The organism is Nodularia harveyana UHCC-0300 (genome assembly GCF_034931085.1).
Taxonomy (GTDB): domain Bacteria; phylum Cyanobacteriota; class Cyanobacteriia; order Cyanobacteriales; family Nostocaceae; genus Nodularia; species Nodularia harveyana.
Genome location: NZ_JAYGHG010000046.1, coordinates 16,501 through 29,800, shown reverse-complemented (window position 1 = coordinate 29,800; position 13,300 = coordinate 16,501). Strand labels below are relative to the sequence as shown.

15 protein-coding genes, 2 pseudogenes and 1 riboswitch are annotated in these 13,300 nt (G+C 38.4%); of the genes and pseudogenes, 7 read left to right on the top strand and 10 right to left on the bottom strand.

Annotation, left to right across the window (positions count from 1 at the left end; translation table 11 throughout):
- The first annotated feature begins 180 nt into the window (after positions 1-180).
- Positions 181-732, top strand: coding sequence for an REP-associated tyrosine transposase (locus VB620_RS19705; RefSeq protein ID WP_323197852.1), 552 nt, complete (start codon positions 181-183; stop codon positions 730-732).
- A 193-nt stretch (positions 733-925) separates the two neighbouring features.
- Here VB620_RS19705 and VB620_RS19700 read toward each other — a convergent pair whose 3' ends face one another.
- From VB620_RS19700 to VB620_RS19685, 4 genes and pseudogenes are all read right to left on the bottom strand, one after another.
- Positions 926-1,348 (bottom strand): aspartyl protease family protein, encoded by a 423-nt coding sequence (locus VB620_RS19700; RefSeq protein ID WP_323197851.1) that lies wholly within the window; start codon positions 1,346-1,348, stop codon positions 926-928.
- Positions 1,341-1,559 (bottom strand): hypothetical protein, encoded by a 219-nt coding sequence (locus VB620_RS19695; RefSeq protein ID WP_323197850.1) that lies wholly within the window; start codon positions 1,557-1,559, stop codon positions 1,341-1,343. The genes VB620_RS19700 and VB620_RS19695 overlap by 8 nt, the downstream gene beginning before the upstream one ends.
- A 296-nt stretch (positions 1,560-1,855) precedes the next feature.
- Entirely contained in the window at positions 1,856-2,110 is a 255-nt protein-coding gene (locus tag VB620_RS19690; protein ID WP_323197849.1) for a hypothetical protein, read from the bottom strand.
- 233 nt (positions 2,111-2,343) lie between these two features.
- Positions 2,344-3,836, bottom strand: a pseudogene (locus VB620_RS19685) (site-specific integrase).
- 115 nt (positions 3,837-3,951) lie between these two features.
- Here VB620_RS19685 and VB620_RS19680 point away from each other — a divergent pair.
- Positions 3,952-5,052, top strand: a pseudogene (locus tag VB620_RS19680) (nickel-dependent hydrogenase large subunit); the annotation flags it as partial.
- Positions 5,053-5,198: 146 nt separating this feature from the next.
- Here the strand turns inward: VB620_RS19680 and VB620_RS19675 are convergent.
- The 4 genes from VB620_RS19675 to VB620_RS19660 form a co-directional block, all read right to left on the bottom strand.
- Positions 5,199-5,378, bottom strand: a complete 180-nt coding sequence (locus tag VB620_RS19675) for a hypothetical protein (protein WP_323197847.1) — start codon at positions 5,376-5,378, stop codon at positions 5,199-5,201.
- Positions 5,379-5,437: 59 nt separating this feature from the next.
- On the bottom strand, positions 5,438-5,929 hold the full coding sequence (locus VB620_RS19670) for a DUF2752 domain-containing protein (RefSeq protein WP_323197846.1): 492 nt from the start codon (positions 5,927-5,929) through the stop codon (positions 5,438-5,440).
- Positions 5,930-5,978: 49 nt separating this feature from the next.
- Entirely contained in the window at positions 5,979-6,245 is a 267-nt protein-coding gene (locus tag VB620_RS19665; protein ID WP_323197845.1) for a TM2 domain-containing protein, read from the bottom strand.
- Positions 6,246-6,444: 199 nt separating this feature from the next.
- Complete coding sequence (locus tag VB620_RS19660; protein ID WP_323197844.1) at positions 6,445-7,119, bottom strand: cold shock and DUF1294 domain-containing protein; 675 nt, start codon at positions 7,117-7,119, stop codon at positions 6,445-6,447.
- Between the two features lie 196 nt (positions 7,120-7,315).
- Between VB620_RS19660 and VB620_RS19655 the strand changes: the two genes are divergently transcribed.
- Both VB620_RS19655 and VB620_RS19650 read left to right on the top strand, forming a co-directional pair.
- Positions 7,316-7,738 carry a hypothetical protein gene (locus VB620_RS19655; RefSeq protein WP_323197843.1) on the top strand — a complete coding sequence of 141 codons (423 nt, stop codon included), beginning with the start codon at positions 7,316-7,318 and terminating at the stop codon, positions 7,736-7,738.
- A 93-nt stretch (positions 7,739-7,831) separates the two neighbouring features.
- Positions 7,832-8,293: a hydrogenase maturation protease gene (locus VB620_RS19650; RefSeq protein ID WP_323197842.1), complete on the top strand. Its 462-nt coding sequence runs from the start codon at positions 7,832-7,834 to the stop codon at positions 8,291-8,293.
- Between the two features lie 27 nt (positions 8,294-8,320).
- Here VB620_RS19650 and VB620_RS19645 read toward each other — a convergent pair whose 3' ends face one another.
- Positions 8,321-8,695, bottom strand: a complete 375-nt coding sequence (locus VB620_RS19645) for a hypothetical protein (protein WP_323197841.1) — start codon at positions 8,693-8,695, stop codon at positions 8,321-8,323.
- A 482-nt stretch (positions 8,696-9,177) separates the two neighbouring features.
- Entirely contained in the window at positions 9,178-9,645 is a 468-nt protein-coding gene (locus VB620_RS19640) for an ankyrin repeat domain-containing protein (protein WP_323197840.1), read from the bottom strand.
- A gap of 689 nt (positions 9,646-10,334) precedes the next feature.
- A riboswitch (cobalamin riboswitch) is annotated at positions 10,335-10,514 on the top strand.
- Between the two features lie 22 nt (positions 10,515-10,536).
- Between VB620_RS19640 and VB620_RS19635 the strand changes: the two genes are divergently transcribed.
- The 3 genes from VB620_RS19635 (at position 10,537) to VB620_RS19625 (ending at position 13,189) form a co-directional block, all read left to right on the top strand.
- The gene (locus VB620_RS19635) at positions 10,537-10,944 is read left to right on the top strand and encodes a DUF1636 domain-containing protein (protein ID WP_323197839.1); all 408 of its coding nucleotides are present in this window, start codon (positions 10,537-10,539) and stop codon (positions 10,942-10,944) included.
- A gap of 120 nt (positions 10,945-11,064) precedes the next feature.
- Positions 11,065-11,925, top strand: coding sequence for a class I SAM-dependent methyltransferase (locus tag VB620_RS19630; RefSeq protein ID WP_323197838.1), 861 nt, complete (start codon positions 11,065-11,067; stop codon positions 11,923-11,925).
- Between the two features lie 82 nt (positions 11,926-12,007).
- Positions 12,008-13,189 (top strand): transporter substrate-binding domain-containing protein, encoded by a 1,182-nt coding sequence (locus tag VB620_RS19625; RefSeq protein WP_323197837.1) that lies wholly within the window; start codon positions 12,008-12,010, stop codon positions 13,187-13,189.
- The last annotated feature ends 111 nt before the right edge of the window (positions 13,190-13,300 follow it).

Sequence of the window (13,300 nt, the reverse complement as noted above, 5' to 3'; positions counted from 1 at the left end):
CTTCCATATCACTTAATTTATCAGATTTTGGGGAGAATTTTTAGCGATGGGCGAACGCACAAGCATATCCGCAGGACTCAGCCCCTCCTTTGGCGATCGCTCTTCCACCCCCCCCTGAACGGTTACCCTAGACAATACAATAAATAAAAAATAATTTAATTTCACCTATACTAACTCCCTATGCCTAATTATAGAAGACCTAATGTTTCTGGAGGTACATATTTCATCACACAAGTCACTTATCAAAGAGAATCTTGGCTCTGTACTGACATAGGGAGAAAATCTCTCCGAGAAGCAATAGAAAAAGTAAGGGGAGAATATCCTTTTTGTATTGATGCTTTTGTTTTATTACCTGATCATTTTCATTGTTTGTGGACTTTACCCCCTGATGATAAAGATTTGTCGGTTAGATTGCGCTTAATTAAAACTTATGTTACCAAACATTATGGACAAGAATTAGGAGTTAATCGGGAAGTTTCTCAATCACGACAAAAGCGAGGAGAAAGTAATCTTTGGCAACGTCGGTTTTGGGAGCATTTAATTCGGGATGAACGGGATTTTGCGCTCCATTGTGATTATATTCATGATAATCCGGTTCGACATGGATTGTGTGAAAGTCCCCAAGATTGGCAGTATTCCAGTATTCATAGGTTTATCGCCCAAGGAATTTATCCAACCGATTGGGGTAAAGATAGGAGAAAGGAAAAACCTCAAGGATATTGGGACGATTAAACGGATTAAATCGTAGGGTGTGTTAGCGCCAGCGTAACGCACCGAAAATCGGTAAATAATCATAAATATGGTGCGTTGCATTTATATATATTTAATGGTGCGTTACACTCCGTTAACGCACCCTACAAGATCAGCGATCGCACTAACCCAACATTAGCGATCGCAGTTAATCATAGTTAGTGAATCTCCAGTTTTAGTCAACCCGCTTGGGGCGAATTTCAAACTCAGAACGCGCACGGAAGAAGCAGACATCAAACTCAAAAAAGAAATTCGCCTGTCCCAAGATCAAAGGCACATTGGTTGCTTGTGTCCAGGCAAATGCCAGGTTAATAGTTGGGAATGAACCGACTTGAGCATCAACAACAACTGCGCGAGCTTCAAATTGTGCTAAATTTCCTGCCAATATAACCGAGAGTGTCTCATTCTCCCAGATAAAACCTAGTTGCTTTCCTATTTCGTAGGGCAAAACATTCACACTTGCGCCTGTGTCCAATAAGCCTTCAACCTTCAAGGAATGATCGTTATAACCGAGAGTCAAAGGCAGATGGGGCATTCTATCCACCATACCAAGGCTGCTGTCAATAATTTTGTAGGGAAATCTTTGAGCGTCAACCATTCTTTTCTTGTTGCTTTGTCGCCAGAAGATTCATCAAAATATTGGCAGCCTCAGAGCAATTGTAAGGCGACCAGACCGGATACTCTTGATTTGCAACAAAGAAGTTTGCATCTTCTTCTTTTACCAGTTCTGTGGCAAGAAACTGCATCAGCCGAAGCTTATCAATTTTCGGCAGTATCTGGATTTGTGACATGAGTTCAACCAATGACATTTGAGAATCTCCTCATTTGAGGTTTGGTGAAAGGATGGAGTCGCGCTCTCATTTTAACCTAGAATCGCCAAAGGCATCGCAGTTAATCGCAGTTAAAGAAGCACAAGATAATGAAAATTTAGCGATCGCACTAACTCAATATTAGAGATCGCAGTTAATAGTAGTTAAAGAAGCACAAAATAATGGAAATTGAGCGATCGCACTAACCCAATATTAGCGATCGCAGTTAATCGCAGTTAAGAAAGCACAAGATAATGGATTTTAAGCGATTCCTACGGAGCGCTTCGCTATCGCACTTATTCAACCTCAACAGATATAAATGTATCTTCTTTAGGTTTCACTCTAAGTATCCAAATCACACTTATTGGTGGCAACTTAGCCCTAGCTTCACCGCCAGAAGATTTACCTTTTTTTTGAAAAGGTAAAAAACTGCCACGCCATCTCCAAGTGAAATCTATGCCAGTTGAAGAACGTAACAAATATGTGCGCCTAACACCATGAAATGATCCGACATCTATTCTTGTCCACCTATTTCTAAGGCATTCAAACATTACCAATCTCTCCTTAAGTTTACTTGGCTGATGGACTTCATTTTAAGCAGCCTAACTAGTTATTATACAGAAAAATTCTGGATAATAATCCTATTTAGAGTATTATAGCGGTATGCACTTGAATGGGATACATCATAAGCCCCATCATCGCTTGCGGGGAGGGGGTTGGGGGTGGGGTTCTTGTATCTCACTCAACCGATAACCGCTATATACAAATATTTATACCCACGTTCTTAACCGTGGTAGTAAAGCTGTTCGCAGTCCTCTGAATTTTTACTTCCCAACAATTTCCACTTTTCCACCTCCAACCTTAACCTTTCATTCTCCATCCGTAGCGCCAATATTTCATTCTTCTGCAACTCAATTAATGACTTTTGACTAATTACCTCACCAAAGGCTTTTTTCCGGTTTTCAATCCCAAACCATCTTTGGTAGGTTTTTGTATGTTCATCAACAGTATGACCCAAGTTGTCTGCTGCGGCTTTAATAGGTATTCCCTGAAGATGGGAACGAATCGCGCAACCATGCCGTAAATCGTAGGGTTGAAACTCAATTCCCACTTTCCGAAACCATCTGGATATATCTCTCCGCATCCAATTAATATTTTGCACAGATGCAATTTTTGCCATCTTTTTCTCTAAAATCTTTAATGGTTTGGGATTTTTTAAATCAAATAATTCTATCCATTCAGGTACAAAGGGGATAACTTCACGATATCCAGTTTTGGTATTTTTATTCACTTTCCACGTATGGTCTATATTTTGGGGAGACATCCACCAATTAATATCTGGTTGGACAAATAATTCCCTTGGTCTTAACCCATAAGTCGCCAACATTCCATATACCCAACGCCACATTTCCCAAGTGTCTATTTCATCACTAATATTTGTATTTTTGCGGTTGAGGGCGAATTTTTCAAAGAGGTCAAAAGCAGATATTATTTTTTCATCTTCAGGAATTTCTCTATAAGCAGGAGTAACATGATCTCGTTTGACATCGAGTTGAAATCCTAAATTAAAGGTTTTAATAAAAACAGAAGTTACAGCTATTAGTTCATTTTTTTTATTGCCCTGAAATGAATTAATAATTTCCTCAAAATTCTCCTTTGTGGCTAAATGAGTGAGAGAAAAGTTCCTTTTAATTACAGATATATAGTTAGCAAAAGTATTTTGACTGGTGATAGTTTTCTGACGGGTTTGATAATATTTTTCATCAAATGTATCTAATAATTCGCCAATAGTTTTGATTTCTTGCTTCTCTCTAGATTTAATTCCTAAATACTTTTCATTCCACTCGAAAGTATGACGAGCAATTAATTTACCTAACTCGTAACTTTCTTCAATTGCAGTTTTCAGTCCCTCTAAATTTGCAGGTATTCCTAGAGATAAATCATACTGCTTTTTCTGCTTACTTAAATTTTTATCGCCTGGTTTTAAAGGTAAAGTAGCTCGTAATTGGAGAGAATTGCCAGTTTGTTTAATGCTAACTTTAATTCTCTCCCGTTTTAAATTATTATTAGCCTCGACTAACTTCTGCTGAAAAACTGCTTGATACTGTAATTCCGTTGCTTTTATTTTCGCCATTCCCTATAGCTGCCATCTGTGGTGTTCTGCGGCTCAAAGTCTGCAAATATATCTGCGAACCAGTCGGTTAAGTCTGCGTTTGCATATTCATGTGTAGATGTGGCATAAGTCTCCTCGCAATTACCCTGATTTTTCTGACTTATTCCCTAAATATTCCCTTATTTATAAACTGAACTAGTGAAAATAAAATGTTATCTCATACCAGAAAACTTTATAAAACAAGTTCTTCAGTAACATTATGAGGATTGCACAAGTTACCATAGCAGTTATATGGTTCCTGGTGGTGTGATGTGCGCCCCGACTCTGACGGATATTACCCGCGCTTGGGCAATTCTGGAATATTTCCGCACTAATTGGTTAGAACCTGTGTGGCTGGGATGTTCTTTGGAACGTTACGAACAAATCCAGACCTATAATGATTTCATGGACTGGTTGGATGAAGACCGCAATCATCGTGAGTCAGATTTGGGTTTTTATTGGCGCATGGGTTTAGATATCGGTTTAGATAGATATGGCGCTGGTGTGGGTAAGTATGTGACTTGGGGATATTTAGCCCATGAGGACAAATACCAAAAGCCCACGGTGGAAGGGCGTAATGCGGCGATGATTATGAAGGGTGGTGTCTATGACAGTTTCCGAGATATTCACACCTTTATTGATCAGTCTTTTATCCGGGAGAATACGACACATTCTTGGTACGATGAGGGTACAGCAAATATTCATCCTAGCGATCGCACCACGAAACCTACAGCAAATAATACCAAGGACTTTGATAACGCCTATTCTTGGTCAAGCGCTGTCCTACACAAAGACTTCGGACGCTTAGAAGCAGGCCCCTTCGCCCGGCAATTGGTCGCTGGTGGTCATCACGGTGAACCCTGGCAACATCATGACGGCTTTATTCTCGATGCTTTCAAAAGTATGGGCGGTGCAAATGTTCACCTGCGTCAGCTAGGACGAGTTCATGAACTGGTCAAGTTATATCGCCAAGCGGAACACTGTTTACGGGAGTTCAAGTTAAATGACCCTTGGTACATCAAGCCTAGAGAAAAGGATGGCCAGGGTTGGGGTGCAACGGAAGCAGCGCGGGGTGCTTTGTCTCACTGGGTTGAGGTAGAGGACGGTAAGATTAAAAATTACCAAGTCATTGCGCCGGGTACTTGGAATATTGGCCCCCGTGACGGTGAGGGTAAGCGCGGCCCCATTGAGGAGGCTTTAGTTGGGACTCCCATTGAGGATTCTAGCGACCCGGTGGAAGTTGGTCATGTGGCGCGGGCTTTTGATTCTTGTTTGGTGTGTACTGTTCACGCCCATGATGCGAAGACTGGTGAAGAGTTGGCGCGTTTTCGGACTGCTTAAATCAGTTATCAGTTATCAGTTTCGTCATGATTCGGATCTGATAACTGTTTTTGAACAATTGTATTCAGAACACCAACAATCACAAACTAATCTTTCCTAAATTAAAGCTTAAACATAGTTTAAATATTAATGAATATTTTACCATTTCAACTCCGATTCCAATGTAGATAGGCGACATAAATAAGAGCCGTAATTTGCATTGGCACAAGGGCAATTAGGGTTTTCAAATAAAGATTTATTTCTAAATTAGACATGGCGTTGAAATATCCAAAGCCTAATACAAGTAATAAAAACCAAAATATCTGTTTACTTTTGATACTGAGCATAGCAATCTCAATCAGAATTTTTTATTAACAAATACATAGTCACAGAGTCAGCGAGGTAGTTATTTAACATTTACCGTCGGAAACAATTGGCCTAGAGGAGATGTACTGAAAGCAATATACATTTCTCCAGTTTGTGATATGTGATATAGACGGCAAAAATAATAAATAAAAAGGATAAGTAGACCCAATATTTGTAGCTTTTTGAGCCTTAATAGGTGGCAATAGAATGCTGTAATGCGGTGTCTTGTTAATAACTCTAAGGTAATGTGAACTATTGCAACTAGGAAGCTAGCAAATAAAAGTGGGCCAAATAAATGTTCCGCTAGTGCTTGGCTCAAATCTCCTCGACCAATAGCCATAAATGAACGAGTCATGCCACAGGTGGGACATGGAATACCTGTTAAGTGTCGTATAGGGCAAACTAGAAACGCGATTTTATAATTTTGGTTGTAAAAATATGTACCAATTAATGGGGCATAAGAAAATCCTAGTATACCCCAACGCAGTAGTTTACCCTGGTATGACAAAGGATAGGAAGATAATTGAAACACTGATATACTCTTAAATTAAAACGGTAAAAAAAACTTCAACACTTCCGGATCAGAACCAGCCTTTTTTGTTGGTAATATAGAGATCGGAGAATTCTTGATCGGTCTTAGTTAAGTAAATAATTCCTTCAGCTAATCCAATAACTCCCATTACTGGTGCAACGAAACCACAGGTGAGTACGGAAACAAGCAACATGATCAAGCCTTCGGTTGTGTAACCAAGAATAAACTTATGGATACCAAAAACTCCTAGCAAAATTGCACAGATACCAGCTGCAATCTTTTTACTGCTAGCATCACTTTGATTTTGATTAGTCATTGATTAGAGATGCATTCCAAGCATAGATAACATTATAATTTTACAGTAATTATTCGTAACTGCCTAGTATTTTTGCACTTTCACCCTTAAAATAAAAGTCTATAGTCTAATTTTAGAGTTGTATAAAAAATACCCAAGTTTGAACCGTTCACTTAGACTTTGGCTCAATTAAATTTATTAACTCAATTGCTGATGACAATTATTTTTCCAAAAATATCATCTTTATTAATGTCGGATGAGCCAGTAGCCAGACAACCCAAAATACCAGATGTAAAATTACTATTGTCCAAAACTCGACTTGATAAGCGGCTTTGGAACTTTTATGATGTAATTTCCTTTGGGCAATAAATCCACCTAACCAACCACCGAAAAATTCACATAGATGTAAGGTCTTTTCTGGCACTCTCCAGATTCCTTTTTTTGCCCGCGATTTATCGTCAGCGTACAAGGCGAAGGTAATTAAACTCATGCCAGGATACAGGAATAGAGGTAGTGGGATGCCTGTAGTTCGTAAAAAATGGATGGAACCCAAGCTAGGTATTAAAGATAAAAGTAATACCTCTAATCCTAATGACGAAGATTTCACCAGAGGCGGTGATTTCAACTTTTTTGGTCTCTGAGAAGGTAAGGATTGAGATACAGGTTTTGATATTATCATCCCTTCAATGGAAGCGTTACACCCTCGTAATTTGCCATTTTGCTCAACTGCGAGTTGATAACAAATAATGTCACCAACTTGGGGACGACGATTCAGGTTTCTAAATGCGCTAATGTGAATGAAGACTTCTTGACTACCTTCACTGGATTCGATAAAACCAAAACCTCGATCATCTTTCCACTTAATTAGTTGCCCTTTGTGTCTAACAGGTTTCATGCACACGTTGTATGTCTATACCTGATTTTTAGTATGCCCTGATATATACCAAGAAATAACAACTACTTAAATTTTCTATATCTATAATCTACCTATTTCTAAAAATCCCGTAGCCTAACACACTAAAAATCAGAGAAGTAATGGGTTAATCTAGCTGTGATGCACTTCAAAAAACATACATTTATAAGGTAAGCTTGTGTCTGATATAGCGCTACATAAATATCTTTCTCGCCTTCCTGAAGCCGGAATACAAGAGTTCATAGAATGGTGTGTTTTAGAGCAGTCAAAAGTCGCAGGATGTGAATTTACTCCCGACCAACGTAAGTTAAATAACTTACCTCCAGCCGAGTATGTTCCTCAGATAATTGACCAGTTTATGAAGGTGAAACCAGACCCAATTAAAGCAGGTTTGGTGGCGGCGATCGCGGGTAAGGAAGCTGACGAACATGGGTTATCCGGTTTGGCAGTTTTAGCCGATTTTATCGCCCTTTATATCAAGTATTTAATTCCTAAAGATGGGAATACTCCACAACAAGCAGAAATGATCATAAATGATGCATCACAACAGCAGTATGAAAAGTTTATGGAAATTGCTAATAAACATGGGATAAAAATCTAATCTTTGCCCATAATTTAGTTCTCAGAGGTTTTGTCTGTTTGATCAGTCTCAGCCTCTGATTTCGTCACTAATAATTACCTAATTTTAAAACTCTTGCTAACTATTATTGGTTGCGGGAACCTTAACCGTAGTGATGATGCTGTGGGCGTAATTATTGCCCAACGTCTACAACAATATCTCCTGACAAATCCCCATCCTCATCTGCGAGTTTATGACTGTGGAACTGGGGGAATGGATGTCATGTTTAAAGCTAGAGGTAGCAAACAATTAATCATTATTGATGCTAGTTCCACAGGCTCGGAACCAGGTGCTATATTTAAGGTTCCAGGTAAAGAATTAGCAGCTTTACCAGAACCTAGTTATAATTTACATGATTTTCGCTGGGATCATGCTTTAGCCGCCGGACGGAAAATATTTGGTCAGGACTTTCCCGAAGAAGTGACAGTTTACCTAATTGAAGCTGCAAATCTCGATTTAGGACTAGAATTAAGTCCTGTAGTACAATCCGCCGCCGATTCTGTTTTTCAACAATTAACTAAGCTCATCAGCCAGTAAACTCAATTACGAATTACGAATTATAAATTACGCCCAATCACGATAAACTGCAAGTTCATCTACTCTCATTTCAAAAGGTATCCCTTGACTATCCGGGGGACAAACACGAATTTTAGCACTGCTAATAATGGAGTTGAGTAATGTTCCCATAGGGACGATTTGTTGTAAAACTCGCCAATTACTAACTTGATCAGGACATTCAATTACTAATGTCATGGCGTTAGCGCGGGTGGTGACATACCAGCGACAATTAGATAGCAGATTTTGAACGGTGCGATCGCATCCCTGATAAAAATACCTGCTAATGGAATATTCTAGTTGTTGTCGCAGTATAATATCTGCTGATGTCGGTTGTTTATGGTGAGAATCATCACTATTAAAAGAAAACTTATTGTTAGCCATCTCTGTTTTTAACCCTAATTATTTGCTAATAGCCATTGCGTAGAGAACATTTTTAAAAGCACTAATATTGCTAGAATTAATTCCCAGATAATTACATAGCAGTTTGATAACTTATATAGTCAGATGGAAAGAAAAAACTTACAGCACAATCTTGAGCGATCGCCTGATTCACACATAAGTAAACTGTTTATTCATTGAAATTACTGGCTTTCAGCAGATGCTTACCTTGATATAGTCTAGGTAATATCCCCTCTAATTAATGCACAACAAAAGACTCTGTTGCTATCCCTGGTTCAATTTTCCCCAGATATATAGATAATCTTCTGCACAAATAAACTGTTTCCGGAAATGTCTAATTGAATGTCTATTCCCAATAGTTGGATAAATTTTATCCTGGTCAAAGTTGATCTGTGGCTATGCTAGAGTTCATCTGTGCAGATAAGTAATAATGCTTAGTAGCATCATGTAAGTCCGTTACTAAATTATGAACTTTCGGCATTTTTAAGTAACCTTAATACCTCAATATCGCTAGCAAAATCTATGGCTCTCTGATCATCTATATTTCTTAAATTTAAGTTAGGTTTATGCTGTAAAAGTAATTGAGCTACACCTGTTTTTCCGGCTGAAGCTGCATACATTAACACAGTTGCACCATGATCATTTTGATTATTAATATTGATTTGAGCCGCTAATAGCAAACTCATTAAATCGTAATGATTGCCAAAACAAGCAAACCATAAAGCATTATTGCGGTCATGGTTTTTAGCATTAATATTTGCACCTAAATCAATTAATTCTTTAACAACTGCATAGACTCCTTCTCTAGTAGCTTTTATCAAAGCTGTATCACCATTTATACCTTGTTGATTTAAATGATCAGGATTATAGCCATTTACTATCAGCCATTGCTTGGTAACTGCACTGATTTTTTGTTTTTTGATCTGATTCATTACTAATCCTCGATATTCCTAAATTTACTCGTCAATTTAAATGACAGGTTATACCTACCATATTCAGGAAAAATTATGGTCTTCCAGATAATTAGAGTCCGCAAAACTCTAAAATGTGATTAATTCCAGACTTGTGAGATTTATTGCATACTTAAATTAATTAACTTTATTTAGGAAAAGATTTACGCAGAGTTCCGTGATTTTATGCTTGTATCTATTTGAGATTTTTCTCGATAGCTGCACCAAAATTTTGATGAAAATCTCTGAAACAATTCTGTAATGACTTGTCGTTGAGGTTTAGGTTCACTAGCAACAATTTAGCTTATCTATATATTATCACTCTGATAAGTTTAGATTATGAATGATTTATAAAGATCCCCAGATATATTCAGGAGGATTGGCTGAAGAAAATTTCAAAATGTCACTAAAAATACAGATCCATTTTTATAGATAGGAAATTTCATTTAGTTTTTCCCAGGACTTACGCAATAATTGCCAAAAATCTTGATTTATCTCACCGCCAAGCCGCCAAGAAAAGGTAGATTATGCGCGTAAGTCCTATTTCCATAAGAGTTATTGATAATTACTCAGATAACAACGACTGATGAGTAATAAATAAGTAACTAAATAAAAAATATACTGAGGAAATTGGGTTGATTTTGCTATGTGATAAAAATGACGAAAATATGTTAGATTTTAATAGGTTCGGTTCTAATAAAAATTAACTATTAGAGGTAACGGGGAAAGCTTGGTGTAAATCCAGCACTGTCCCGCAGCTGTAAACTAATTTTAGATTTTTAGTTTGAGATTTAAGACCCCAAATTTAAAATTGCGTAAGTCAGAATACCCGCCGATATATAAGTAAATTTAGCTAAAATCTACGAGGTATAGATGACAGCAGAACATATCATGTTTGTTTGTACTACTTGTGCGAGTAAGTGGGAGGATGGTAAACGTGTAGGTGAAAGTGGCGGAGAAAAACTGCTGAAACATTTACAAGCGGATTATTCCCAGTGGGAATTAAACAGGGAATTTGTGATTCAACCGGTTAAATGTATGAGCGCTTGCAATCGCTCTTGTGTGATTTCTTTCGCTGCGAATGGTAAATCTACTTATCTTTTTGGGGATATTGCGGCTGATTTATCACCGACAGAAGTTGCAGGTGTGTTCCAGTGTGCAGGTAAATATTATGCACACCCAGAAGGTTTGTTACCGTGGAGTGAACGTCCACAACCACTGAAATCCGGGGTTTTAGCCAACATTCCAGCAGTACCCGCGCCTACATCGAGTCAAGATTAAGTAGCTAAAATTACGATAGTTTTAAAGTATTGGGGCGATCGCATCTGAAGATAATCAACAGGGCGATCGCATAACTGATTATACTTTCCGCACTTCAGCGAAACCTAACCGTCACCCTAAATGCAAAAACCCAATTCAATTCATATTCCCAAAGCAACTCGTTACCAAAATGCAGCCATAGATTACTATATGGGACTCACCGGTTCCTCCTATCTACATTACGGCTATTGGGAAGTCATACCAAGCATTGGGGAAGAATTGACTTTAACTCATTTACGTACTGCCCAAGTAGCTTATACAACTAAACTGTTTAGTTTCATTCCTGAAGAAATCAAAACCGTTTTAGATGTCGGCTGTGGTATTGGTGGTAATGCAAAATTACTGGCGGAACGTGGTTTGAGTGTTGAAGGACTAGCACCCGACGCAGTGCAAAAAGAAAGATTTCTGCAAAATACTAACGGTAAAATCCCTTTTTATTTAACCAGATTTGAAGATTTTTCGGCTACATATAACTATGATTTAGTTCTTTGCAGTGAAAGTAGTCAATATATTGCTGTGGATGACCTAGCCGAAGGTGCAGCCCGGTTACTCAGTAATGGTAGTTACTTGCTAATAGCCGATATGATGAGGCTGAATGCGGAATACAAAGAGGGAATTTTTTCTAACTGTCATGTGACTAGTGAACTGAAAAACGCTTTAGAAAAAGCTGGATTTAAACTAATTAAAAGTGAAGATATTTCCCGATCAGTTGTACCAACAATTGATTTATGTCTGAATAATTTTCGGACTTTTGGAATAACGACATTTAAATATATTGCTGATGTTGTAAAAATCGCCGTTCCACCTTTATACACATTAGGAAATTGGGCTGTTAAACGTTGGCTAGATAAACCAATTGCTGAGGGTTTAGCTGCTAGGGAAATTTTTGACAAACATCTGTGTTACCAAATTCAACTCTGGCAATTATCCACAAAGATTTAACTGCACACTTCACATTTGACCCAAAAATTGTTAATTATTGGAAATGCGATCGCAAAAGTAGTACATCAGGAGTCAATAACTCATGAATTTCCGCCACTTTCCAGGTTCACAGCAATTACATAGCATTGTGTCTGCATCAATTTTTGAGATCCGTCAGGGTTTTGCAGCCAACTATAATTGCTTAACTGGAGTAGCTGTAGCTTTAGTTATTTCTGCTCCCACTTTAGCCTCAGCCGCACCTCTACGAGTTGGAGTAGTTGGATCTGCTCCCTTCGTAGTTGAAAAAGATGCCGATATTTCCGGAATTAGTGTAGAAGTATGGGAAAAAGTCGCTGAGTCTCAAAATCTAGAATATGAATTAATACCCCAATCGACGGTAGATAATGCTCTGCAAGTTGTAGAACAGCGAGAATTAGATTTATTAATTGGCCCCATCACCATTACTGCACAGCGCCTAGAAAAAGTTGACTTTACCCAACCTTATTTTTCTACAGAAATTGCCGTTTTAAGCAAAGATGATGATCCCAGTGTGTGGAGTCGAGTAAAACCTTTTTTTGAAACTGCGGTGTTAACTTCCATCGGGATATTAGTAATCCTTCTATTCGTAGTCGGAAATTTAATTTGGTTAGCCGAACGCCATCAAAATACTGAACAATTTCCGAAAAAATACCTTCACGGAGTAGGTAACGGAATGTGGTTCGCCCTAGTAACATTGACTACAGTCGGTTATGGCGATCGCGCACCTGTTACCCCAATGGGTCGATTCATCGCTGGAACTTGGATGGTATTAGCCTTAGTCACAGTCTCTTCACTCACAGCAGGACTAGCTTCCGCCATCACCATCGCCTTATCCGGTGATTCTACGGAAAGATTTAGCAGTCCTTCTAACCTAGAAGCATCCCGATTAGCAACTGTCGCAGGTTCATCTAGCGTTGAGGTAGTGCAGAACTATAGTAATCGAGTCCAACAATTACCCACCTTAGCCGCAGCAGTGGGACTATTATCTACAGAAAAAGCAGATGCAGTGGTATTCGACCGACCCGCTATGGAATATTACCTCAGCCAAAACCCCAAACTCAACCTAAAAATAACTAACTTATCTCTAGGAAATGAGCTTTATGGCTTTGTTTTACCCATTGATAGCCCCTTCAGAAAACAACTCAACATTCAATTACGACTCATGTCGGAAAATGGCTCTTTAGAAGAAATTGCCACTCGCTGGCTCAGTCAGACAGCAGAATTATCTCAAAGTTCGACAATCTAGCTATTCTCAATGTTCTAATTGATCATAAAAAAAGATGAAGGATCAAATGAATCCCTCATCTTCACAGCAGTGGTCAATCAAAAGATGATCAAACAGATAAATCTCGATAAA

Bases quoted from the DNA above. Each gene is read 5' to 3' on its own strand.
- VB620_RS19705 (WP_323197852.1), top strand. From the start codon at position 181: ATGCCTAATTATAGAAGACCTAATGTTTCTGGAGGTACATATTTCATC.
- VB620_RS19700 (WP_323197851.1), bottom strand. From the start codon at position 1,348: ATGGTTGACGCTCAAAGATTTCCCTACAAAATTATTGACAGCAGCCTT.
- VB620_RS19695 (WP_323197850.1), bottom strand. From the start codon at position 1,559: ATGTCATTGGTTGAACTCATGTCACAAATCCAGATACTGCCGAAAATT.
- VB620_RS19690 (WP_323197849.1), bottom strand. From the start codon at position 2,110: ATGTTTGAATGCCTTAGAAATAGGTGGACAAGAATAGATGTCGGATCA.
- VB620_RS19675 (WP_323197847.1), bottom strand. From the start codon at position 5,378: ATGCTCAGTATCAAAAGTAAACAGATATTTTGGTTTTTATTACTTGTA.
- VB620_RS19665 (WP_323197845.1), bottom strand. From the start codon at position 6,245: ATGACTAATCAAAATCAAAGTGATGCTAGCAGTAAAAAGATTGCAGCT.
- VB620_RS19660 (WP_323197844.1), bottom strand. From the start codon at position 7,119: ATGAAACCTGTTAGACACAAAGGGCAACTAATTAAGTGGAAAGATGAT.
- VB620_RS19645 (WP_323197841.1), bottom strand. From the start codon at position 8,695: ATGGCTAACAATAAGTTTTCTTTTAATAGTGATGATTCTCACCATAAA.
- VB620_RS19640 (WP_323197840.1), bottom strand. From the start codon at position 9,645: ATGAATCAGATCAAAAAACAAAAAATCAGTGCAGTTACCAAGCAATGG.
- VB620_RS19635 (WP_323197839.1), top strand. From the start codon at position 10,537: ATGACAGCAGAACATATCATGTTTGTTTGTACTACTTGTGCGAGTAAG.
- VB620_RS19630 (WP_323197838.1), top strand. From the start codon at position 11,065: ATGCAAAAACCCAATTCAATTCATATTCCCAAAGCAACTCGTTACCAA.
- VB620_RS19625 (WP_323197837.1), top strand. From the start codon at position 12,008: ATGAATTTCCGCCACTTTCCAGGTTCACAGCAATTACATAGCATTGTG.